The 22255-nt window shown below is 70.3% G+C and carries 19 protein-coding genes; 8 read left to right on the forward strand and 11 right to left on the reverse strand.

All coding sequences use genetic code 11. From position 1 onward, the window contains the following. The first annotated feature begins 70 nt into the window (after positions 1–70). Complete coding sequence (locus tag ACT1U9_RS03690) at positions 71–1126, forward strand: lipoate--protein ligase family protein (RefSeq protein ID WP_444536915.1); 1056 nt, start codon at positions 71–73, stop codon at positions 1124–1126. Between the two features lie 23 nt (positions 1127–1149). Here the strand turns inward: ACT1U9_RS03690 and ACT1U9_RS03695 are convergent, their stop codons facing one another. Next, positions 1150–4620 carry a hypothetical protein gene (locus tag ACT1U9_RS03695; protein WP_444536916.1) on the reverse strand — a complete coding sequence of 1157 codons (3471 nt, stop codon included), beginning with the start codon at positions 4618–4620 and terminating at the stop codon, positions 1150–1152. A gap of 172 nt (positions 4621–4792) precedes the next feature. Here ACT1U9_RS03695 and ACT1U9_RS03700 point away from each other — a divergent pair, with 172 nt between their 5' ends. The 6 genes from ACT1U9_RS03700 (at position 4793) to ACT1U9_RS03725 (ending at position 10212) form a co-directional block, all read left to right on the forward strand. Then, positions 4793–4972 carry a hypothetical protein gene (locus ACT1U9_RS03700; RefSeq protein ID WP_444536917.1) on the forward strand — a complete coding sequence of 60 codons (180 nt, stop codon included), beginning with the start codon at positions 4793–4795 and terminating at the stop codon, positions 4970–4972. A gap of 129 nt (positions 4973–5101) precedes the next feature. Continuing rightward, a complete protein-coding gene (locus ACT1U9_RS03705; protein WP_444536918.1) occupies positions 5102–6691 on the forward strand; it encodes a type I-E CRISPR-associated protein Cse1/CasA in 1590 nt (529 codons plus the stop codon). Further along, on the forward strand, positions 6688–7251 hold the full coding sequence (gene casB / locus ACT1U9_RS03710; RefSeq protein WP_444536919.1) for a type I-E CRISPR-associated protein Cse2/CasB: 564 nt from the start codon (positions 6688–6690) through the stop codon (positions 7249–7251). Before ACT1U9_RS03705 ends, casB begins: the two co-directional genes overlap by 4 nt. Next, complete coding sequence (locus tag ACT1U9_RS03715; RefSeq protein ID WP_444536920.1) at positions 7248–8594, forward strand: type I-E CRISPR-associated protein Cas7/Cse4/CasC; 1347 nt, start codon at positions 7248–7250, stop codon at positions 8592–8594. The genes casB and ACT1U9_RS03715 overlap by 4 nt, the downstream gene beginning before the upstream one ends. Next, positions 8591–9517: a CRISPR-associated protein Cas5 gene (cas5, locus tag ACT1U9_RS03720; protein WP_444536921.1), complete on the forward strand. Its 927-nt coding sequence runs from the start codon at positions 8591–8593 to the stop codon at positions 9515–9517. Before ACT1U9_RS03715 ends, cas5 begins: the two co-directional genes overlap by 4 nt. Next, entirely contained in the window at positions 9514–10212 is a 699-nt protein-coding gene (locus ACT1U9_RS03725; protein WP_444536922.1) for a type I-E CRISPR-associated protein Cas6/Cse3/CasE, read from the forward strand. The genes cas5 and ACT1U9_RS03725 overlap by 4 nt, the downstream gene beginning before the upstream one ends. On the opposite strand, the gene ACT1U9_RS03730 is transcribed toward ACT1U9_RS03725, so the two are convergent. From ACT1U9_RS03730 to ACT1U9_RS03775, 10 genes are all read right to left on the reverse strand, one after another. Next, the gene (locus ACT1U9_RS03730; protein ID WP_444536923.1) at positions 10154–11677 is read right to left on the reverse strand and encodes an NCS1 family nucleobase:cation symporter-1; all 1524 of its coding nucleotides are present in this window, start codon (positions 11675–11677) and stop codon (positions 10154–10156) included. The two genes, ACT1U9_RS03725 and ACT1U9_RS03730, sit on opposite strands and share 59 nt — an antisense overlap. 179 nt (positions 11678–11856) lie before the next feature. Beyond that, positions 11857–12855 carry a TIGR03842 family LLM class F420-dependent oxidoreductase gene (locus ACT1U9_RS03735; protein WP_444536924.1) on the reverse strand — a complete coding sequence of 333 codons (999 nt, stop codon included), beginning with the start codon at positions 12853–12855 and terminating at the stop codon, positions 11857–11859. 20 nt (positions 12856–12875) lie between these two features. Beyond that, positions 12876–14279 carry a dihydropyrimidinase gene (hydA, locus tag ACT1U9_RS03740; RefSeq protein ID WP_444536925.1) on the reverse strand — a complete coding sequence of 468 codons (1404 nt, stop codon included), beginning with the start codon at positions 14277–14279 and terminating at the stop codon, positions 12876–12878. A 160-nt stretch (positions 14280–14439) separates the two neighbouring features. Next, on the reverse strand, positions 14440–15720 hold the full coding sequence (locus ACT1U9_RS03745; protein WP_444536926.1) for an aspartate aminotransferase family protein: 1281 nt from the start codon (positions 15718–15720) through the stop codon (positions 14440–14442). Beyond that, on the reverse strand, positions 15717–16559 hold the full coding sequence (locus ACT1U9_RS03750) for a nitrilase-related carbon-nitrogen hydrolase (protein WP_444536927.1): 843 nt from the start codon (positions 16557–16559) through the stop codon (positions 15717–15719). Before ACT1U9_RS03750 ends, ACT1U9_RS03745 begins: the two co-directional genes overlap by 4 nt. Before the next feature lie 118 nt (positions 16560–16677). Then, positions 16678–17157: an HAD family hydrolase gene (locus ACT1U9_RS03755; protein WP_444536928.1), complete on the reverse strand. Its 480-nt coding sequence runs from the start codon at positions 17155–17157 to the stop codon at positions 16678–16680. 109 nt (positions 17158–17266) lie between these two features. Then, the gene (locus ACT1U9_RS03760; RefSeq protein WP_444536929.1) at positions 17267–18586 is read right to left on the reverse strand and encodes a hypothetical protein; all 1320 of its coding nucleotides are present in this window, start codon (positions 18584–18586) and stop codon (positions 17267–17269) included. A 186-nt stretch (positions 18587–18772) separates the two neighbouring features. Beyond that, the gene (locus ACT1U9_RS03765; RefSeq protein WP_444536930.1) at positions 18773–19990 is read right to left on the reverse strand and encodes an alginate lyase family protein; all 1218 of its coding nucleotides are present in this window, start codon (positions 19988–19990) and stop codon (positions 18773–18775) included. A gap of 41 nt (positions 19991–20031) precedes the next feature. Further along, positions 20032–20283 (reverse strand): helix-turn-helix domain-containing protein, encoded by a 252-nt coding sequence (locus tag ACT1U9_RS03770; RefSeq protein WP_444536931.1) that lies wholly within the window; start codon positions 20281–20283, stop codon positions 20032–20034. 139 nt (positions 20284–20422) lie between these two features. Then, positions 20423–20890, reverse strand: coding sequence for a winged helix-turn-helix transcriptional regulator (locus ACT1U9_RS03775; RefSeq protein WP_444536932.1), 468 nt, complete (start codon positions 20888–20890; stop codon positions 20423–20425). Positions 20891–21010: 120 nt separating this feature from the next. Here ACT1U9_RS03775 and ACT1U9_RS03780 point away from each other — a divergent pair, with 120 nt between their 5' ends. After that, positions 21011–22180, forward strand: coding sequence for a thiolase family protein (locus tag ACT1U9_RS03780; protein ID WP_444536933.1), 1170 nt, complete (start codon positions 21011–21013; stop codon positions 22178–22180). Positions 22181–22255: the final 75 nt, after the last annotated feature.

Below are 22255 nucleotides of genomic sequence, written 5' to 3' on the forward strand. Positions count from 1 at the left end.
CGGGCCCGTCCCGGAATGTCAGACCCCGCCCGTAACGTTGATCGTGCTCGGAACGGATGGAGGCGCAGCGGTGCACGGTGAGTACAAGGTCCCCGGCGGCAAGCTCGTGGTGGTGGACCTGGACGTCGAGGACGGGGTCCTGAGCGGCGTGCGGGTCGCGGGCGACTTCTTCCTGGAACCGGACGAGGCGATCCTCTCCATCAACAGCGCGCTGGAGGGCGCCCCGGCCGACACGGACGCCGCCGGGCTCGCGGCCCGTATCGAGGCGGCGCTGCCACCGGGCACGACGATGTACGGACTGACGGCGGAGGGGGTCGGCGTCGCGGTCCGCCGCGCGCTGGCACACGCCACGGACTGGACGGACTACGACTGGCAGCTGATCCACGACGGCCCCCAGTCCCCCGCCCTGCACATGGCGCTAGACGAGGTCATCACCGCCGAGGTCGCGGCCGGCCGCCGCCCGCCGACGCTGCGCGTCTGGGAGTGGGGCGCACCCGCCGTCGTCATCGGCAGCTTCCAGTCCCTGCGCAACGAGGTCGACCCCGAGGGCGCCGAGCGCCATGGCATCACGGTGGTGCGCCGGGTGTCGGGCGGCGGCGCGATGTTCATCGAGCCGGGCAACACGATCACGTACTCGCTGTCGGTCCCCGACGCCCTGGTCTCCGGCCTCTCCTTCGCCGACTCGTACGCCTACCTCGACGACTGGGTCCTGGGCGCGCTCGGCGACATGGGCGTCAAGGCGTGGTACCAGCCGCTCAACGACATAGCGACGGACGCGGGCAAGATCGCGGGCGCCGCGCAGAAGCGCGTGGTGGCGGACGACGGCGCGGTGCTGCACCACGTGACGATGGCGTACGACATCGACGCCGACAAGATGCTCGAAGTCCTGCGCATCGGCCGCGAGAAGCTCTCGGACAAGGGCACCAAGAGCGCCAAGAAGCGCGTCGACCCCCTACGCCGCCAGACGGGCCTGCCCCGCGAAGCGGTCATCGACCGCATGATCGCCTCGTTCCGGGGGCGGTACGGGTTGGCCGAGGGCCGGGTGACGGACGAGGAGATGGCCCGCGCCCGGGAGCTGGCGGAGACGAAGTTCTCCACGGAAGAGTGGACGGGGCGGGTGCCGTAGCCGGGCGGCGGGGCGGGCCCGGTTCACGACCCGGCGCGCCTCGACTCACGGTGCTGGTCGAGAACGTCGACGACTCCATGCACGGCTTCGGGCCCGGTGCGAGCCAGCACCGGCAGGGCCTGGTACCAGGCGCTGGTACCGAGGGCTTCGACGGCCAACTTCCGTACGACGGTGGCGTCGTGAGGTCCTTCCCCTGCCGGACGCATGTGATGCGCGAGGGTCCGGAGCACCGAGAGCGTCCAGTCGTCACCGTCGGCGGCCACGTCCAAGTGCGCGGGGACGCCCGCCAGGTACGCGGCCACGGTCGCCAGCGCCGTGCCCCGGGCGGCCGGGTCCGGCAGATCGGCGACCGTGCCGTGTGCACGCTCGGTGTCACCCAGCACGGCGTGGAGCAGGGCGAGGCCGGTGGCGAGCAGGGGGTCTGAGCGCAGACGGACGTGTGCGGTGGTCTCCAGCTTTGCGACGTGGGCTGCTGTCCGGGCTCCGGCGGCATGGCGGTGCAGGGCTTCGACCAAGTCGGCCCCGGGTCCGCCGATTCCGATCCTCGGCAAGCCGTCGGCAACGGTACGCGCGACCAGGGCCTCCGGTTCGAGGCCCACCTCGACGGCCAGAGCGGCCCGCCGGTACGGGATGCCCGCCTTGCCGCGCCCTCTGCGTCCGTGAGCCGGGGCGGCCCACGCCCGGGCCCGCTCGGCGTCTCCGGCGTGCGCGAATGCCTGGGCGACCAGGGCCCGTACCTCCGGCGACTGGGAGTCCTTCATGCGTTGGGCAATCCCGGCCGCCTTCTCTGCACACCACAACGCCGCGTCGCGGCGACACACCTCAGAGTGCGCCAACGCGGCTGAAGTCAGGACCCGTACGTACAGGGGCGTGTCCGGTAACCCGGCCACCACACGCGAAAGGGCCTCCTCGTGGTCGTCGGCCGCACCGGCCAGAGCCTCGGCGAGGAAGGGCAACCACGCGACTGGCGCGCTCTGTTCGGTGGTCCGGGCCATGAAGCGATCGAGGCACTGACGTAGCTGGGGGCCGTCTCCGAGGTCCGAGAGACGGTCCATGTCCGCGAGCAGTTCTGCCGTCTCGGCAGCCTCCTCGTCCTCGCCGTCTGGAAAACCGTCGAGCAACAGCGCGGCCCGGGAGGCGAGTTCTGCGGGTACGTCGGCGAGCTCGGCGTGCACCTCATCGGGCGACTTTCCGACGTCGAGCAGCGCCTGGGCTGCCCGCGCCAGCGACTCGCGCAGCTCGTCGGGTGGGGCGATGTCCTGGGCCTCCAGTACGTTGCGCCAAGCGCTCTCGGCGAGTTCGCGGGCCTCATCCGGCATGGCGTCGGCGAGGGCGGAGGCCACCAGGGCGGGGCAGTCGGCTGCTGCAAGGCCCACCGACGCCGCTTCCAGCCCTTCGGCGAACTCCTTCATGACGCGGTGAATCGACTCGGCCCGCGCTGGATCGGCCGCGGCCACGGCTGCCCATGCCTCCACCGCGAAGGCGGGTCGACCTTCTTCCGCTTCCGCCTGGTACTCCGCCTCGTACGTCAATTGATCGAGCAGTCCGCCCGCGACGGCGGGATCGGTCCTGAGCAGCAGGGACGCGGCTTCGGCCACTGCTGAGACATGGTCCGGCCGGCAAGTGTCGACCGTGTTCAGCAAGCGGATCGCCTCGTCCGTCAACCCCACGGCGGCGAGCGCGACGGCGGCGCGGGGGATGATTGCGTGGGTGTCCAGCTCCGCTGCGGAGTGGGACACGGTGTCCTGATGCCGGGCCCGTTCGGCCCACCGGGCGGCCTCGCGCGCGAGATCCGACGCCTGTTTCGCCCCGTCCGCCGTCTTCATCGCCGGGAGAGCCCGGACCACGTCGATGAGCCGGGCCGCCTTGGAGGCGGGATCCATGGGTGACAACGCGATCGAACGGGCCCGCGCGATGTCCCCGACCACGACCAGAGCGCGAAGGACCTCACGCGGCACCACTCGGTCCTGCCCCTCCAGGAGCGACCGGGAAGCGGCGGCCGATGCGAGGACGGCGGGCGTTGGCGTCGCGTGCGTGACGTCATCGAGAGACGCCAACGCGAAGTCGGTACGCCCCCGGTCGGCGAGGCGCAGCAGACGACGATGGTCGAGCGCGAAGGTGGTGAAGCGGTCGAGATCATGGGTGCTTCTCAGGCGCTCCTGGTAGGGGTGGAGCAGATACGCGGGGGTGGATTCGGGCCAACCGTCGGCTCGATAGCCGTCAGCCCAGGCGTGCAGACGCTCGGTCAGCTCGGCGAGGGTGCGGGGACTCAACGACTGCTCGGCCGTGCGGTGCAGTTCGCCATGGGCCAGGACGAAGGTGCCGGGCGCCAAGTCGTCGGGACCCAGGACCCGCCCGGCCACGTGGCCCAGTGCTTCCTCCAGTTCGTACGGGGTCGGCACGGGACCATGTCCGCCGCCCTCGATCAGCTCGCGCAGATCGGAATAGGCGAGCCCGCCTCGGGCGACAGTCAGGAACCCGACGACCTGCCGTCCCCAGCCCGTAGATTCATTGAGCAAGGCAGCCAGATCCCGCAGCGCGGCGTTTCGCCGAGCATGAGCCTCAGGAGATGACCGAAACCCGGTTACGGCCCTCGCGCCCCGCAACGGATGGTCCTCGTCCACGTCAGTGGGCAGAGGCGGGTGCCACCTGCGGCTGACCAGCACACAGAGCCCTGGGTGCGCCTGTTTCGGCAGCAGGGAGGCGATGCTCTGCCCGACGAAATCTGCTCCGGCGTCCTCGTCGAGCCCGTCGATGACCAGAAGGAGTCGCCGGCTGCGCACGATGCTCGCATGGGCGGCCTCCTCATACAGGTCCAGAAGGGTCGCCTCGTCATCCGTGCCGGTCTTGTTCTGCCCCTTCTTCCCTACGAGCAGGCGCAGTTGGGCAATCATTTTCCTACGGAAGTGCGTGGCGTTGTCCGCGCTGGTGCCCCGGCGGACGAAGTAGGCGATGACGTCGGTGTCCTCCGGCACGCGGTGCAAGACGAAGGCGGCCAGGAACGCGGTCTTCCCCGCCCAGGGTGGCGCGACGAGTGCCAGGTATCCCGACTCTTCTCGAATCAACACAGTCAGTCGATCGAGCTCTGCCTCACGTCCGACGAACGTGGTGGGGAGGAGTTGCTGGGCGGTGCGAACGTAACGGAGAGGGTCCACGGTCGCGGCTCGGGTGCCCTTACGCGGCCGCCCGCCCTGGTTCCTGTCGCGCTCGTCCATCGCGTTCTTGATCGCGGTTAGCCAGACCGCGCGAGGATGGTGCGGTCGACCGCACTTGTCCTCCAAGTAGTCGACCAATGCCATGTACTTGGCCAACTCCAGGGGCGCCGCCTCCCCATTCAACCATCCGCCGAGCGCAGAGGTGCCGATCCGCAGCTCCGGGTTGCTTTCGATCTGCCTATACGAGACCTCTCCGCTTGCCGCTTTGGCGGCGTCGTACAGGGGCTTCAAGAGGCCGCCAAGGTAAGCGCGGGCGATCCCAGTGTCCGCGGAGCTCAAAACGCCCCCTCGTCGGAAGTCTCCGGACGGTTTTTTCAGGCTCCTGACCAGCGTGACAGCCCCTCCGTCTGCTGTCCGGAGCTCGCCGGAAACTCCCCGGACGCGGGACAACTACCGCACCCGCCGCCCGGCACCCAGACCCGCCGGACGGCCAGTCCGGGAGGGAACCCACATGTCCGCACTGCCCGCCGTGCTCACCGGCGCCACCACACTCGCCGCCATCACGGGCCTCACGTACGCCGTCACCCTGTTCGGCGTCGCCCTCGTCTCAGTAGCCTCCCGCAACCCGGCCCGCCGCCGCGACGCCCGGGCGACCCTGACGATCCTGCGGAGGCGAGGGGTGCGGGAGTGATACGTCGACACACGCGGATCCGGCAAACCTTCCTCTCCGGCCCCCCGCGCCTGCTAACTTCCTGCTCCATTCAGGTGAACGAACCGCGAGACATCGAGGTCGCACGCCATGCACCTGGCTGGTCTGTCCATGCCCAACGGCACTGGCACACACCCCCGTTGGGACCCACGTGAGCACCGGTGCCTGCGGGCGCTGACGACGGACGGGCAGGTCGTCGGTCTCAACCTGGTCGAACTGTTCGCACAGGTCGAGGACCTGAAGGACGTGGACGGCAGCACCCCCGGAGAGAAGACCGCCCTCGTCGAGTTCCTGCTCGCCCTCTGCTACGCCTCCGGCACCTACCCGTCGTCGCCGCAGGAGTGGCAGCGGTGGGTCGCGGAGGCTCACCCGTTGAGGTGGGTCGCCTCATGGTTGGCCGATCAGGACGGTGAGGACTGGGACCTGTTCCACCCCTCCCGCCCCCTGGGGCAGAACGCCCTCCTCGCAGAGTTTCTGGACCAGTACGGAACCGGGCCCGCCCAGCTCGTCATCGAACGCGCCGGTGACTACAACCAGTTCGCCGATCACCACCACCTCGACCACGAGGACCCGTTGCCCGCGGCCGAGGCCTTCCGGGCCATGCTGACGCAGCACGTCTTCGGGCTCTCAGGTCGGGCCCGTATATCCGGCAAGGCAACACTCGGCGCCACCATCACCAACCTGGCCACGGGACGGCTCGGCAGCCGCATCCGAGTACTCGTACTCGGGCGGACACTGGGCGACTCACTGCGCCTCAACCTCGCCCCGACCACTGACGAACCACGCGTCCTCAACCTGACGTGGACGCAAGGACCGATAGCGCGGCGGGGCTTCCAGCAGAAGCCGCCCCCGCGGCCCGTCCACGGCTTCGCCGACCTCCACAGCTACCTGGGACGGTCCGTCCTCATGAGGCCGGTGCCCGGGCTCGACGGTGACGAGGCCGCCGTCGACCGCGTGCTGGTCGGCGCCGGTGAACTGCTCGCACTCGATCCTGAACTGCACCTCCAGGACGCCGTCATGTCCGTCACGCGCACGGGCGAGAGAAAACCCCTGTGGCCGTCCCCTACCCGCGACCTGTGGCGCGAGGCACACGCCCTCTACGCCGCGGTGGTGAAAGAGGACGATTCCGGCGACCTGTACTCGCGTCTTGCGAAGCTGCCCAAGGCGAGGGAGTCCGACGGACACCCCTTCGACCTGCTGGCCGTCGGTCTCCTCTCCAACAAGACCACCCCCATCGGCTGGGTGACCAGCGTCTTCCCCTTCGCCCCGGAACGGGCAACCGCCCTGTCCCAGGCATCGAGGCGCGGCTCGGATGTGGCGGAGTACGTGGCCCGGTGTCTGGACCGGGCTGCGTACGCGGCCTGGGAGGTCGTGTATCCGAACCCCAAACCGTCCGACAAGAAGGACCAGATCGCGCGGTTCGACGCCCGGGGCGAACAGTGGAAGGCGACCGAAGATCCCTTCCACACCCTGCTCCTCGACGTGGCCGAGGGCGAGATGCTGACCGATTGCATGCCCGAGTACGTATCCGAACTCATCGGATCCGCACGGCACTTCCTGAGCCGACGTCTCGACGCGTTGCCGAAGAACAGGCAGGGCCTGCGCGCCCGCATCGCGGCGACCAGGCGCTTCGAAGCCGAACTCGCCGCCTCCCGTGCCCCGGACGACCTCGCCGACCTCAAGGAGGAGGCAGGAGCATGACCATTGAATCCGAGCTGGAGACCAGGGCCGGCGCGGAACTGCTCACCACCTGGCTCATGTCATTGGTGCAGCACCACCACTACGGCGACCTGGCCCAGCTCCGGCGTACGGGCGTGAAGACCAACTCCCATATCCGGGCCGGCTGGTACGCCGCCGCTCAGGACGACAGGGAGATCTACGAACAGGTCGCCTTCCTGTTCGCCGTGTACCACCAGGGTGCCGGCAAACCCAAGAAGGGCTTCGGCAGCCTGGGCGCGGCGGCGCGCAGGATCGGCACCAAGGACCACCACGGACCCGACGACCCCGGCGCCGCCCGCCTGATCGACCGCATCGTCGCCAGTCGCCGCATCCCCTGGCGTCACCTCCAGCACACCATCACCCGGCTGCGGTCCTGCGAGAAGCAGCCCCCGTCCTGGACGCAGCTCGTCGTGGATCTCACACGGTGGAACGACCGGAAGGCCCGTATCGCCTACAGCTGGGCGGTCGACTTCCACGAGCCGTACGACGCCGACCGCAAGCACGCCCATCGGACGAACACCCAGAAGGGCAGCAGCACGTGACCGAAACCCCCGCTCCGCGCGGTCAGTTCCTCTCCCTCCACCTGCTGGAGACCCTCGTCGCGGTCCTGCCCGTACGCGATGAGAACGGGTCGCCGAAAACGATCGTGTACGGCGGCGCCGAACGGCACATGATCACCAGCCAGGCACGGCGCCGGGCCGAGCGCGTGCACACACGCAACCGGGCCAACGAAGGGGTCGGCCCGCTGGCCGGGTACTCCACCGGGCTGCGTACCCGGGAGTGGGCGCTCGTCACCGCGCGGGCGCTGGAGAGCACCCACGGCTGGGACCGGGACGAGGCCGTCGTCACGGCGCGGGCCGTACTGGAGGCGACGGGGCTGAAGTTCGGCGACCTGTCGAAGAAGACCGTCGCCAACCTCACCAAGGTGCTGGTGTTCGCCCCGGCCGACACCGGTGACCGCATCGCCGCGCACATCGAGTCCGAGGCCGACGGGTTGCTGAAGTGGCGGGACAGGTACCTCGCCGCGCAGGCAGCCACTGCGAAGCCGAAGACCAAGCGGGGAGCGGTGGGCAAGCCCTCGGACGATATCGAGGACGGTGACGGCGACGCGGCCGACGCCAAGAACCTGCCGCCGCTCCCCAAAGAATCCCGCGCCGCCGTCCTCACCGCACTGGCCCCGCGAGACGCCATCGACATCGCGCTGTACGGCAGGTTCCTCGCGGAGATCGCCGACTCGCCCAACGTGGACGGCGCCGTGCAGAGCGCGCACGCCTTCACCATCCACGAAGCCGAGCAGGTCGACGACTTCTACGCCGCTGCGGACGACGCCAAGCTGGAGCGGAAGAAGAACGCGCTGGACTTCCTGGACGCGGCGGACGACGCGGGCGCGGGCATGACCGGCTATCAATCGCTCATCTCGGGCACGTTCTACCGGCATGCCGTTCTCGACCGACGTCAGCTGCGGGTCAACCTCCGGGCGGCGGGCATGACCGTGGAGGAGGCCGAGGAGGCCTCCGGCGCCGCCGAGCAGGAGTTCGTCACCGCCTTCGTCGAGGCGTTCCCCGAGGCCAAGAAGAACTCCACCGCCTCCACCGGCTCGCTGCCCGCCCTGGTGCTGGCCTTCGAGGGCGAGCGCCCGTACAACTACGCGGCCGCCTTCCAGAAGCCGGTCGACGAGAACCCGCAGGACAAGGGCGGCGAGGGACCGGCCGGGCCTGCCGGCGTGAAGCGGCTGCTCACGCATCACGTGTTCGTCGGCAAGCGCCGCCCAGACCTCCGTACGGCCCGTCTGCTCACGTACGACCCGCAGATCGACGCACTCCTCGACGAACTCGACGAGTTGGGCGCGACGCCGGTGGACACCATCCAGGGGCTGACCTCGTGACGCACGTGCTGCTCGTCCGGCTGGCCGGACCCATGCAGTCATGGGGCACCGCCAGCCGCTTCGCCGCACGCCGCGACTCGCACACCCGGCCCACCAAGTCGGCCATGATCGGCATGTGTGCGGCGGCCCTCGGGCTGTCGAGGTCCATCGGACTGGTGAAACCACAGGAACCGGAGAGGTCCGCCCAAGCGGACGCCGAGGAACGTCAACAGCTCACCCTCCTCGGCGAGTTGGCCCGCACCCTCTTCGGCGTCCGCGCCGACCACCCCGGTGTCCCCGTCCGCGACTACCACACCGTCGGCGCCGGCACCTACCCGCTGCGGCCCCGCGACCTCATCACCGACCACCGGCGCGCCGCCGCGGTATCGGCCGGGCTCGACACCGCCACTGGAGACGGCTTCGGCCACCACACACTCCCCGGCTGGTACGGCGCGCCCAAGAAGATCGCCGCCGATCCGCTCTCCGGCGTACTCGTCTCCGGCGAACTGGCCCGTACGGCCCTCATCACCGAGCGGTGGTACCTCGCCGACGCGACCTTCATGGTGGGCCTGGAACACGACGACGAGGAGTTTCTGAACACCGTGGCCCGAGCCCTTGAGCACCCGCGGCGGCTGCTGTGGCTGGGGCGCAAGTCCTGTCCCCCTTCCGGCACTCTGGCCCTCAAAGTCGTCCCCGGCGACCTGGACACGGCGTTCCGTACGCACGGACTCCTGCCCGGGCCGGACGGTGCCGCCGACCCGGCGCGCAGGCCCTGGGCGTGGCTCCAGGTCGCACCGTCCGAACGGGGCGCCGCGCCCGTGCACGATCAGCCGGTGAGCTTCGACTCGCTGCGGCCCGAGCACACCACCCGCTGGGAGGTCCGCCGCCGGGTCGCGATCGCCCCCGACGCCCTCGTATGGAATCCGAAAGAGATCATCTCGTGAGCGAATCCCGGCAGACCCGCACCGCGACGGCCCGTTTCGTCGCGACCCACTCCGTGCTGACCCTGGACGCGCGCCACCCGTACGTGGCCAAGTCGCTGATCGACGCCGAGGACATGCACCGTACGGTGATGAGCGGTTTCCAGGGCTGGGTCGACGACGGCAGTCGCGATCCACGGGCGCAGATGGGCGTGCTGTCGACGTGGACCGTGGACCTCAAGGCGGCCGCTCTCGTACTGGTCGTCCAGTCGAAAGTCGCGGCGGACTGGGGGCACGTCCCCGCAGCCGCCCTCCGCGACACCCCGCACCTCATCACCGTCGACCGCACCTTCCGGGCCGGTGACACCATCGGCTTCCGTACGGTCGTCAACCCCACCTACAGCAAGTGGCGCACCGCTCCCGACGGGCGGCTGCTGAGGGGCAAGCGGGTGGCGCACACCAAGCCGGACGGCGTACGGAAGTGGTGCGCGCGCCACTTCGGGGACGGGCGCGTCGGCGTCACCGCGGACCCCGACACCATCGCGGTACGCATGCTGCCCACTGTCTCAAGTCCCGCGCCCCACAAGGGACTCAAAGTCGCGCGCGCAGAGTTGCGCGGCTCCGGGACCGTCACCGACCCGGCGGCCTTCGTCACCGCACTCACCGAGGGCGTAGGTCACGCCCGTGCGTATAGCTGTGGACTGATCCTGACGCGATGACCAACCCCACGTACACCACCAGCGCCGAGCCGAGTCCCACCGCCCACCCGTAGTCCGCGAGGGGTTTCAGGGGTGGGATCAGGCCGTTGACCGGGAACGGGCCCTGTTTGGTGCCCTTCGGGTCGACCGTGGAGTACGAGCCGCCCACCGCCAGCACGCCGCCGACCGTGAACGCGGCCACCGCGCGCCAGTTCCAGCCCGCCGTGTACCAGTAGCGGCCGCCGGGGCGGTAGAGGTCGGCGACGTCCAGGACCGTGCGGCGGATGATCCAGTAGTCGGCGATGAGGATGCCCGCGACCGTGCCCAGCAGGCCGCCGACCACGCCCAGCCACGTGAAGATGTACAGCTCGGGCGTGGACGTCAGCTTCCAGGGGAAGATCACTACGCCCACCACGCCCGTGATCAGCGCGCCCCTGCGGAAGGTGATGAAGCGGGGCGCCAGGTTGGCGAGGTCGTACGCCGGGGAGACCACGTTCGCCGCGATGTTGACCGAGATCGTCGCGACCAGGACCGTCACCAGCGCGAACAGCAGGCCGAAGACGTTGTCCGTCTTGGCCACCAGGTCCACCGGGCTCCAGATCGGCGTCCCGTACACCGCCTCCGAGCCCGAGGTGACCAGGACCGAGAGCAGGGCGAAGGCCGTCATCGTGGTCGGCAGGCCCAGCGTCTGGCCCCAGACCTGGGCACGCTGGCCCTTGCCGAAGCGGGTGAAGTCCGGGATGTTCAGCGACAGCGTCGCCCAGAAACCGATCATGCCCATCAGGGACGGGAAGAAGACCGGCCAGAAGTCGCGGCCCCAGCCGTGCTTGGAGGGCTGGTCCAGCAGCGGGCCGAAGCCGCCCGCCTTGTGGGCGATCCAGATCAGCAGCACCAGCGCGCCGACCAGGACGAACGGCGCCGCCCAGTTCTCGAAGCGGCGCAGGGTCTCCATCCCCCGGTAGATGATGGCGAGTTCGAGCGCCCAGAAGAGTACGAAGCAGAGCCACAGCGTCCAGGGTTCACCGCCGATCTCCGACGCGTCCGCCCAGCCGCCGAAGATCTTGCCGAGCAGGACGAAGACGCCCTGGCCGCCGATCCAGGTCTGGATGCCGAACCAGCAGCAGGCCACCGCCGCGCGGATCAGCGCCGGCAGATTGGCGCCGCGCACCCCGAAGGACGCACGGGCGAGCACCGGGAACGGGATGCCGTACTTCGGTCCCGCGTGCCCGGTGAGCAGCATCGGGACAAGGACGATCACATTGGCGACCGCGATGGTGAACACGGCCTGCTTCCAGTCCATCCCGAGGGCGACCAGACCCGAGGCGAGCGTCCAGGAGGGGATGTTGTGGGCCATGCCGACCCAGAGGGCGGCGAAGTTGTACGTCGTCCAGCGCCGTTCCTCCGGCGGCACCGGCCGCAGGTCCTCGTTGGCGAAGCGGCCGTCCGGCGGGGCGGCGTCGTCCGTCGGTATGGCGGTGTCGGTCATGGGCGGGCCTTCGTTCGGGGAGGGAAGAGGGGGGAGAAGAAGGCGAACGGGCCGTACGGGTATGGGTGTTGAGCGGGTGCGCGAGTGATTCAGCGGGCGCGCGAAAAACCGGCGGCGTGACTCTCCTGCCGGTGCGCCGCGCCCCAAGTGGCTCTCCCGGGGCGCGGCACCGGCAAACCTCAGCTCAGCGCCGGAATCACCCGCTCCCCATACGCGTCGATGACCGCCTCCCGGGCGTCGTGCATCGCGTACACCGCGAACTGGTCCACGCCCAGGTCCCGCAGCGCCTTCAGTTTCTCGATGTGCGCCTCGACCGGGCCGAGCAGGCAGAAGCGGTCGACGATCTCGTCGGGGACGAAGGCGGTGTCGGGGTTGTCGGCGCGGCCGTGGTGGCTGTAGTCGTAGCCCTGCCGTGCCTTGATGTACTCGGTGAGCGCCTCCGGGACCAGGCCCGAGTGCTCGCCGTAGCGGGACACCAGGTCGGCGACGTGGTTGCCGACCATCCCGCCGAACCAGCGGCACTGCTGGCGGGCGTGGTCGAGGTCGTCCCCCACGTACGCCGGGGCGGCCACGCAGATCGTCACCGACGCCGGGTCGCGTCCGGCGTCCGAGGCGGCCTTGCGTACCGCCTTGATCATCCACTCGGTGAGGAAGGGGTCGGCGAGCTGGAGGATGAAGCCGTCGGCCTTCTCCCCCGCCAGGGCCAGCGCCTTGGGCCCGTACGCCGCCATCCAGACGGGGAGTTTGCCGTTCTTCACCCACGGGATCTTCAGCGTCCGGCCGTCGACCTCGGCCTCGCGGCCCTCGGCGAGGTCGCGGATGACGCCGATGGCCTCGCCGAGGCGGGCCAGGGTGTTGGGCTTGCGCCCGGCGACCCGCATCGCCGAGTCGCCGCGGCCGATGCCGCACACCGTCCGGTTGCCGTACATGTCGTTGAGGGTGGCGAAGGTGGAGGCGGTGACCTCCAAGGTCCGGGTGCCCGGGTTGGTGACCATCGGGCCGACGTGCAGCCGCTCGGTGTGCTCCAGGATGCGGCTGTAGATGACGAACGGCTCCTGCCACAGCACCGCCGAGTCGAAGGTCCAGCCGTAGTGGAAGCCGTTGCGTTCCGCGCGTCGCATCAGGCCGACGACCGTCGAGGCCGGCGGGTCGGTCTGCAGGACGAGTCCGAAGTCCATGTGGTGCTGCTCCTGGTCGCTTAGCCGAGGTACTGGATGGTCGCGCGCGGGGTGTAGATGCCATGGCCCGAGCGGCCGGTGAACTCCCGCTCGGTGATGACGGGTTCGCCGCGCGAGAGGACCGTCTCGACGCGGCCGGTGATCCGCCTGCCCTCGTACGCCGAGTAGTCCACGTTCATGTGGTGGGTCTCGGCGGAGATGGTCTGCTCGGCGTGCGGGTCGTAGATGACGACATCGGCGTCGGCGCCCGGCGCGATGGTGCCCTTCTTGGGGTACAGCCCGAACATCCGGGCCGGGCTCGCGCAGGCGATCTCGATCCAGCGGCGCCGGCTGATGTGGCCGTCGAGCACGGCCTGATGGAGGAGGTCCATCCGGTTCTCCACGCCCGGCAGACCGTTGGGGATCTTGGAGAAGTCGCCCCGGCCGAGCTCCTTCTGGCCGACGAAGCAGAACGGGCAGTGGTCGGTGGAGACCACCTGGAGGTCGTTGCTGCGCAGCCCCCGCCAGAGCGCGGCCTGGTGTTCCGCAGGCCGCAGCGGGGTCGAGCAGACGTACTTGGCGCCCTCGAAGCCGGGCTCCGCCAGGTTGTCGGTGGACAGGAACAGATACTGCGGACAGGTCTCGCCGAAGACCGGAAGTCCCTTGTCCCGCGCGGCGGTCAGCTCCTCGACCGCCTCCTGGGCCGAGACATGGACGACGTACAGCGGCGCTCCGGCGACGCGCGCCAGCTGGATCGCGCGATGGGTGGCCTCGGCTTCGAGCAGGGCCCGGCGGACCTCGCCGTGGTAGCGCGGATCGGTGCGTCCGGCCGCCAGCGCCTGCTCCACCAGTACGTCGATCGCGATGCCGTTCTCGGCGTGCATCATGATCAGCCCGCCGTTGGAGGCCGAGCGCTGCATGGCCCGCAGGATCTGGCCGTCGTCGCTGTAGAAGACACCGGGGTACGCCATGAACAGCTTGAAGGACGTGATGCCCTCCTCCACCAGCAGGTCCATCTCCTTGAGCGAGTGCTCGTTCACATCGGAGAGGATCATGTGGAACCCGTAGTCGATGGCGCACTGGCCGTCGGCCTTGGCGTACCAGGCGTCCAGGCCCTCGCGCAGCGCGTGGCCCGGCGACTGCACGGCGAAGTCCACGATCGTGGTGGTGCCGCCCCAGGCCGCGGCCCTGGTGCCGCTCTCGAAGGTGTCGGAGGCGAAGGTCCCGCCGAACGGGAGCTCCATATGGGTGTGGGCGTCGACGCCGCCCGGGATGACGTACTTGCCGGTCGCGTCGATCGTACGGTCGGCGGTCCAGCTCTGCGCCGGGCTTGAGCCGTGCGCCGCGAGGGCCGCGATGCGGCCGTCTTCGATCAGTACGTCTGCGTGTGTTTCGTCGGCGGCGGTGATTACCAGGCCGCCGCGGATCAGTGTGCGGGTACTCATGGGTTGTCCCTTCGTACACGTACGACGCGCTCCGCTCGGGGGCGCGGTTTTTCGTCTGCGGGTCCGCTGTGGCTGGTCGCGCCCACGCGGCGGAGCCGCAAATGTCACAGTCCCGCGCCCCTAAAGGAATGGGGGGCGCGGCACCTCGAAAGCGCAAGCCCTACACGCTTCGCAGCGCTTGTTCCAAAATCGCCGCACCCTCCTCCGCCTCCGCCACCGTCAGTGTCATCGGTGGGGCGACGCGCAGCACGCTGGTGTTGTGGCCGCCGCCCTTGCCGAGGAGGAGGCCGCCCTCGCGGGCCGCTTCCAGTACGGCGGCCGCCGCCTCGGGGTGGGCGTCGTCCGTGCCGGGCTTGACCAGTTCGATGCCCGCCATCAGGCCGCGTCCGCGTACCTCGCGTACGAGGGGGAGCTGGGCGCCGACGGCCCGCAGGCGTTCGAGGAGCAGGCCGCCGACCCGGCGGGCGTTGCCCTGGAGGTCGTGTTCGAGGAGGTAGGAGAGGTTGGCGAGGCCCGCGGCCATGGTGACCGGGGAGCCGCCGAAGGTCGAAATGGAGTTGGAGTCCAGGCAGTTCATGACGCGGGCGCTCGCCACCACACCGCCGATGGACATGCCGTTGCCGATGCCCTTGGCGAAGGTGAGGATGTCCGGCGCGCCGTTCTGCGCGTGCGCCTGCCAGCCCCAGAAGTGGTCGCCGGTGCGGCCCCAGCCGGTCTGCACCTCGTCGCTGATCCACAGGATGCCGTGCCGGTCGAGGACTTCACGGAAGGCCGCGTAAAGCCCGTCGGGCGGTGAGGTGAAACCGCCGACACCCTGGACGGGTTCGGCGATGAGAGCCGCCACGTCGCGGGTGTGGCCGAGCAGGTCCTCCAGGTCGGCCACGCACGCGTTGATGAACTGACGGTCGCTCAACTCCGCGTACGGGCCACGTGATCGCACTCCCCCGTGCACGTACAGCGTCTGGAGCGGTGAGAGGCTGGTCGGCGACCAGGAGTGGTTGCCGGTGATGCCGACCGCGCTGAACGAGCGGCCGTGGTAGCTGTTGCGCATCGCCAGGATCTGGTTGGAGCCCCGGTAGGCGGTGGCGAGCAGCAGGGCGGTGTCGTTGGCCTCGGTGCCGGAGGTGGTGAAGAAGACGCGGGCGTCCGGGATGCCGGAGAGGTGGGCGATGCGCTCGGCGAGCTCCACCATCGGGCGGTTGAGGTAGAGCGTGGAGGAGTGGATGATCCGCCCGGCCTGCTCGGCGACGGCCTTGGTGACCTCGGGGAGCGCGTGGGCGGTCATCGTGGTGAGGATGCCGCCGAAGAAGTCCAGATAGCGGTTGCCCGCCGAGTCCCAGACGTGACGGCCCTCGCCATGGGTGATCTCGATCGGGTGGCGGTAGTAGAGCGCCAGCCACTCGGGCATGACCGCGCGGTGGCGGTCGAAGAGCGCGGTCACGGCTTCACCAGCCCTGCGTACGCGTCGGGGCGCCGGTCGCGGTAGAACGCCCACTGCTGGCGGACCTCGTCGATGAGAGCGAAGTCGAGGTCACGGACGACGAGTTCCTCTTCCTTGTTGCTGGCCTTCTCGCCGACGAACTGGCCGCGCGGGTCGACGAAGTAGCTGGTGCCGTAGAAGTCGTTGTCGCCGTACTCCTCGCGGCCGACCCGGTTGATCGCGGCGACGAAGTACTCGTTGGCGACGGCCGAGGCGGGCTGTTCCAGCTGCCACAGATAGGCCGAGAGTCCACGCGAGGTCGCCGACGGGTTGTAGACCAGCTGGGCGCCGTTGAGTCCCAACTGCCGCCAGCCCTCCGGGAAGTGACGGTCGTAGCAGATGTAGACGCCGACCCGGCCGACGGCGGTGTCGAAGACCGGCCATCCGAGGTTGCCCGGTTTGAAGTAGTACTTCTCCCAGAACCCCTTCACCTGGGGGATGTGGTGCTTGCGGTACTTGCCGAGATAGCTGCCGTCCGCGTCGATCACGGCGGCGGTGTTGTAGTAGAAACCGGCGTCCTCGATCTCGAAGACGGGGACGACGATCACCATCCCGGTCTCACGCGCCAGCTCCTGCATGCGCCGCACGGTCGGCCCGTCCGGCACCGCCTCCGCCCACCGGTAGTGCTCGGGCTCCTGCACCTGGCAGAAGTACGGGGCGTTGAAGACCTCTTGGAAGCCGATGATCTTCGCGCCCTGCCGGGCCGCCTCGCGGGCGTGTTCCTCATGTTTGGCGATCATGGATTCGGTATCGCCGGTCCAACTGGCCTGGACCAGTGCGGCGCGGACAACAGTGGCCATGAGCTGCTCCTTAGACGGGCCGTCAGCCAGGCATCGACACGCGTAGATTGCGTGTGGAGAGACCGTAAAGCCCGTCACGCACCGTGGCAAGACCATCGCCGTCACGCCACGAAGTCGATCACATTTCCCTCGGTACGGGGGCGGGCAGCCGGGCCCAGTTGCCGCGCCGGGCGTGCCTGAGGAGCACCGGGTCGTCGCCGACGACCACCGGATTGCCCACCTCCGCGAGCAGCGGAAGGTCGGCCGCCTCGTCGGCGTACGCGTAGCAGCCGGCGGCGAGGATGGCGCGCTCGCGCAGCAGGGCGCGGGCGGCGTACCCCTTGCCCTGCCCGCGCATCGGCGCTCTTGGCCGGGAACAGAGCACCGCGTCCACCCCTAGGTGACCGGCGAGCGGCGCCACCGCCCCGGCGGGCGACGGGGTCACCAGGACCAGGAGGTGGCCCCGGGCCGCGTGGTCGTGCAGGGCGGCCAGGACCGGCGCGTGCCAGAGCCGGCCCAGTGGCGGCCCCTTCCCGTCCGGGTCGAGCGCGGGCAGCGCCAGGAGCGTGCCCTCGACGTCGAAGAACGCGGCGACGGTGGGCGTGCGCGGCGACGGCATGCTCGCCCGAGGCGCGGGCGACGGGGGCGTGCTCGGCTGAAGTGTGCGGGGTCTTATGTCCATTGCTACGGACCCTGCCCAGCCGCACGCCCCCCTCAATCCCGGAATTTCAACGTTCTGTTGCAATTCTGGCCACCCGGAACGCATGGACCACGTCCCGTCGTCGCCCGTCCGAGACCTCTCCGGCGGCCGCGAGCAGCAGCGGCGCGAGCTTGTCGGGGGCGTGCGCCGCCAAGTGCGCCGCGTCCTCGGGGGTGCGCACCCGGACGAAGACGCTCAGCAGTGTGTCCGCCTCCACGCCCCGCCCGGCGGCGCGCAGGGCGAGCACCGCGTCGGCGATCTGCTCGGCGGGCCGGGCCACGCCCTGGCGCAGCAGCCGGTGGCAGTCGGCCGACTGCCCGGCCGCCGCCAGTGTCCCGGCGGCCTCGGCCAGCCGGTCGGGCGGCAGCGAGGCGGCCTCCCACAGCAGGGTGGCCCAGTCGGCGGCGAGTCCGGCGCGGTGCAGTTCGGCGGCGAACACCGGCAGCAGATCGGCGGGTCCGGCGGCGGCCTCGCACAGTACGGCGTGCGCCTCGCCGGTACGGCCCTGGCGTCGCAGCCGCACCAGTTGGGCGACGGCCGCGCCCACCGACCGGCGCGCGTCGTCGTCCGGCCGCGCCTCCTGCTGCTCCGGCGCGCCCTTGCCACGCGCGTGGTCCCGGCGGGTCTGCGGGCCGCCACCGAACCGGGCCCCGGTGGGCACGGCGCCCTCGATGGGCGGAAGTAACCCCTCCTCCGTCGAGGCGTCGCCCCCGTCGAGCCCCGCGAACCGGGCACCGCGCCCGATGCGCCGCTTGGCCGGACGGGACACCGGCACCCGCGGTGACGGAACCCGCCCGATGCCTGCGGCCGGGGCTTCGGAACCGGCATCCGGCGCGCCGATCCTGGGCCGCGCCACCGCCCGTTCACTGAACCAGCCCTTGGGCACCTCGGGCCCCAACGCCGCGATACGGGAGCGCAGTTCGGCGCAGCGCGCGGTCGCCCGGGCGAGGTCGTCGTGGATCCAGGGCAGCTCGTCGGGGGCCGCGCCCGGGAGGCGGTCGGCCGCGTACGCCTGTTCGCGCAGCATCAGGGCGAGCCGGTCGCGCAGGGCCTCCCGGCCGCCGGGCCTGCTGTCGAACGCGACGGCGGCCGCGGAGTGCAGCGCCCGCGCCCGTACGATCTCTTGCTCCACCGCCTGCGCCCCGTGCGCCGGCGCGAGGTCCTGGAGCAGCGACTCGACCACGTCCCACGGAGGGATCTCGCGGCCGTCGAGACAGGCCGCCATGCCGTCGGGATCGCGCTGTCGGAAGACCCCGTACCACCCGCCGGAGCGGTCGAGCAGACCCGTGAGCCTGCCCAGGTATCGCACGAACGCCCCTATGTCCACAGGGAGTTGATTCACCGTCATAGCGCATTGCCCCCAACCGCCGACTGAACCCCCACGGTCCGTGGGCATTCGATACCCGCCGCATTGCGCACGTGTTACGCAGAGGTCTTCCCCGCGATACCGGCGCATGGCCGCCCGTCAAACGGTGTGGTGAACGCAGATGTCACGCGCCCCCTGAGAGGCACGTCACGCTCCCCGACGCAAGGGTCACACCTTGGCGCCCGGGTTCTCCGCGTGCGTCAGCGTCTCCCAGGCCACGAACAGGTCGTCCGTACCCGCCGGGCGCTGCCGTTCGGCCAGTTTCTCGGTCTCGGGCAGCTTCAGCTTCATCCGGTTGCGCAGATGGTTGAGCGCGACCTCCACATCGGGCCCCATGGTGCGCTCCACCTTGCCGCCGCACAGCCAGGGCGGCGCGGCCTCGCCCAGCTGGTAGCGGGCGTGGAACTCCAGGGCGGCCCGCAGCCGTTCGGCCGTCGGCCCGTACAGGTCGACGCCCTGCTGCCAGGCGGTCTCGGCGATGTGCGCGGAGGCGGCCAGCGAGTAGCCGATGTGCATCAGATTGCGGCAGGTCTCCTGGCCGAGCCCGTCGGCGTAGGTGCGCTGCCCGAACCAGTACGCGGCGAGCTTGTCCGGGGTGTTCATCGTGCCGCCCGGGGGCGCCTTCGGGAGCTTGCCGTCCGAGCTGAGGTAGAAGTACGCGGGGACCCGGGCCCGGTAGCGGGCCAGCGACTCGGCGAAGAGGTCGCGGTCCTCCACGAAGACCGCGATCCCGATGGCCGCGTCGGTCATCGCCAGCTCCCAATTCCCGTTGTAATCGGGGACTTTGGCGGTGACGGCGGGCAGATACGCCTTGCGCAGCATCCACTTGAACCGCTGCACGTCCGCGCCCGGCCACTTGGGATACCCCGCGTGCACGATGTCGGCGGCCCGCGCCCAGGACGAGCCCGCCCAGGCGGTCTGGAGGCCCGCGTTGCCCTCGGTGTGCCCCTTCATCACCTTCGACCAGCCGTCCATGATCTCGACGGCCTTGCGGACATGCGCCTCGTTGCCGTTGACGGTCCACAGCAGCGCCTGGGTGTACGCGGCGATGGCGTCCTCGCGCTCGGCGAGACAGGACGGCGGCCCGGCGTTGGGCGGGCACGGGACGATGTCGGCGGGGTGGGCGGTGTAGTCGAGCGAGCCGTACTTGCTGGTCCGCATCTTCTCGTACGCGGTCCGCCAGGGCTCCTGGCCCGCCCGCACTCTCGTACGTACGGTGTCGAGCTGGCTGCGCCCGACGACGACGCCGGGGTGATGGAACGCGGTCACCGCGTCCTCGTCGCCCGCCGCGGCGGAGATGCGGTTGGCGGGCGCGCAGGCGGCGAGCGCGAGGGCGCCGGTCAGGGCGAAGGCGGCGAGGCGACGGGTGCGCGGCGGCGTGAACACGCTTCCACGGTGGCGCCGGGCGACGGCGCCCGCAGGATCTGTTAGGCCGGGAGGAGGGTGCAGTGCCCGGCGACCTCGTCGAGCGAGAGCCCGAGCACACCGGCGAGGGCGGCCACGGTGAAGAACGCCGGGGTCGGGGCGCGACCCGTCTCGATCTTGCGCAGGGTCTCGGCGGAGAGCCCGGCGGCCGCGGCGACCTCGGTCATGCTGCGCCCGTCCCGAGCGCCCCGCAACAACCGCCCAAGCCGCTCGCCACGTTCACGCTCTTCGGGGGTGAGTGGGGTACGGACCATGGACCGAGTCTAAGCCGACTCGCGAAAATCCGGGCGGGGTCCGGCCCTCACATCTGGGTCCCGGGTGCCCTAAAGGGGCGCGGGGAACTGCGCGACCAGCCCCCACCGGCCCGCACCCAAAAGACCACACCCCCAGGCATCACGCAGTGTCCGCGCCCTCCGCAGACCACCCCGGCACCTGAATCCGCAACGTCAGATCCCGCCGATGAACCTCCCCACCACACGCCCGACACACGATCTGCGGATCAAGATCGACCCCGCACGAGTGCTCCCACACAACAGGCGGCACATCAGCCAGATGCCGATCCCCCCACCGCATCAGCATCAACAGCACCGGCCGCAGCTCCTGCCCCGCCGCAGTGGCCCGGTACTCGTACCGGGCGGGCCGGTCGTGGTACAGCACCTTCTCCAGGACGCCCGCGTCCACGAGCCGGCGCAGCCGGGCCGTGAGGATGTCACGCGGCGCCCCCACGTTCCGCGCGATCGCGTCGAAGCGGTGGACGCCGAAGAAGACCTCGCGGAGCACGAGCAGCGCGTACTTCTCCCCCACGACACCGAGCGCGTCGGCGATCGAGCAGGGCCGGGAGTTCTTCTGCGACGTCGTCATACCTCCACCGTAAGCCAGAAACGGAAGTGCATTGGATTTTCCAACCCATAGGGCTACAGTGAATCCAGTTTTCCAACCTACTCGCGAGTAGCGCGACTAGAACGAAACGAGGAGCACGCCATGCGTGACGCCGTGATCGTGGAAGCCGTCCGTACCCCGATAGGAAAGGGGAAGCCGAACGGGGCGCTGGCCCAGACGCACCCCGTCGAGCTGCTCGCCCACACCCTGCGCGCCCTCGTCGAGCGCAGCGGCGTCGACCCGGCGCTCGTCGACGACGTGATCGGCGGGACCGTCGACCAGGTCGGCGAGCAGGCGATGAACACGACCCGCTACGCCTGGCTCTCCGCCGGGTTCCCGGACAGCGTTCCCGCCACCACCGTGGACCGCCAGTGCGGCTCGTCCCAGCAGGCCGTGCACTTCGCCGCGCAGGGCGTCATGTCGGGCGCGTACGACCTGGTCGTGGCGTGCGGGGTGGAGTCGATGAGCCGGGTGCCGATGTGGTCGAACGTGCCGCCCGGCGCCGACCCGTTCGGGCCGGGGGTCGCCGCCCGCTTCCCGGAGGGTCTTGTTCCGCAGGGCATCAGCGCGGAGCTGATCGCCGCGAAGTGGTCGATCGGCCGCGAGCAGATGGACCAGTTCGCCACCGAGTCGCACCAGAAGGCCGCCCGGGCCTGGGACGCGGGCCTCTTCCACGCCGAGACGATGCCGATCGCCGGGCTCACCCGCGACGAGTCGATCCGCCCCGCGACGACCCCGTCGGTCCTCGCCGGGCTCAAGCCCTCCTTCGTGGACCCGAACTTCGCCGAGCGGTTCCCGCAGATCGACTGGTCGGTGACGGCGGGCAACAGCAGCCCCACCAACGACGGCGCCTCCGCCGTACTGATCACCTCCAGCGAGACCGCCGCCCGGCTCGGACTGCGCCCGCTCGCGCGGCTGCACAGCTTCGCCGTCACCGGCTCCGACCCCATCCTGATGCTCACCGGCGTCATCCCGGCCACGGAGAAGGTGCTGCGCAAGGCGGGTCTGACCCTCAACGACATCGATCTGTTCGAGGTCAACGAGGCGTTCGCGAGCGTGGTGCTCGCCTGGCAGCAGGAGACGGGCGCCGATCCCGCCAAGGTCAATGTGCACGGCGGCGCGATCTCGCTGGGCCACCCGCTCGGCGCCAGCGGCACCCGCCTGATGACCACGCTGGTCCACGCGATGCAGCTGCGCGGCTCCCGTTACGCCCTCCAGACCATGTGCGAGGCGGGCGGACTCGCCAACGCCACGATTCTGGAAGCTCTCTGACGGTCCCTCAACTCTGTACGAACCGGACGACCGCGCCCGTACGCGCATCCCTGCGCAGCCGTACGCACGCGATCA

This window comes from Streptomyces sp. BR1 (assembly GCF_052373795.1).
Taxonomy (GTDB): domain Bacteria; phylum Actinomycetota; class Actinomycetes; order Streptomycetales; family Streptomycetaceae; genus Streptomyces.

Excerpts from the sequence above, each read along its gene's own strand:
- ACT1U9_RS03700 (WP_444536917.1), top strand. The coding sequence starts at position 4,793 with ATGTCCGCACTGCCCGCCGTGCTCACCGGCGCCACCACACTCGCCGCC.
- ACT1U9_RS03705 (WP_444536918.1), top strand. The coding sequence starts at position 5,102 with ATGCCCAACGGCACTGGCACACACCCCCGTTGGGACCCACGTGAGCAC.
- casB (WP_444536919.1), top strand. The coding sequence starts at position 6,688 with ATGACCATTGAATCCGAGCTGGAGACCAGGGCCGGCGCGGAACTGCTC.
- ACT1U9_RS03730 (WP_444536923.1), bottom strand. The coding sequence starts at position 11,677 with ATGACCGACACCGCCATACCGACGGACGACGCCGCCCCGCCGGACGGC.
- ACT1U9_RS03735 (WP_444536924.1), bottom strand. The coding sequence starts at position 12,855 with ATGGACTTCGGACTCGTCCTGCAGACCGACCCGCCGGCCTCGACGGTC.
- hydA (WP_444536925.1), bottom strand. The coding sequence starts at position 14,279 with ATGAGTACCCGCACACTGATCCGCGGCGGCCTGGTAATCACCGCCGCC.
- ACT1U9_RS03750 (WP_444536927.1), bottom strand. The coding sequence starts at position 16,559 with ATGGCCACTGTTGTCCGCGCCGCACTGGTCCAGGCCAGTTGGACCGGC.
- ACT1U9_RS03755 (WP_444536928.1), bottom strand. The coding sequence starts at position 17,157 with ATGCCGTCGCCGCGCACGCCCACCGTCGCCGCGTTCTTCGACGTCGAG.
- ACT1U9_RS03760 (WP_444536929.1), bottom strand. The coding sequence starts at position 18,586 with ATGACGGTGAATCAACTCCCTGTGGACATAGGGGCGTTCGTGCGATAC.
- ACT1U9_RS03770 (WP_444536931.1), bottom strand. The coding sequence starts at position 20,283 with ATGGTCCGTACCCCACTCACCCCCGAAGAGCGTGAACGTGGCGAGCGG.
- ACT1U9_RS03775 (WP_444536932.1), bottom strand. The coding sequence starts at position 20,890 with ATGACGACGTCGCAGAAGAACTCCCGGCCCTGCTCGATCGCCGACGCG.
- ACT1U9_RS03780 (WP_444536933.1), top strand. The coding sequence starts at position 21,011 with ATGCGTGACGCCGTGATCGTGGAAGCCGTCCGTACCCCGATAGGAAAG.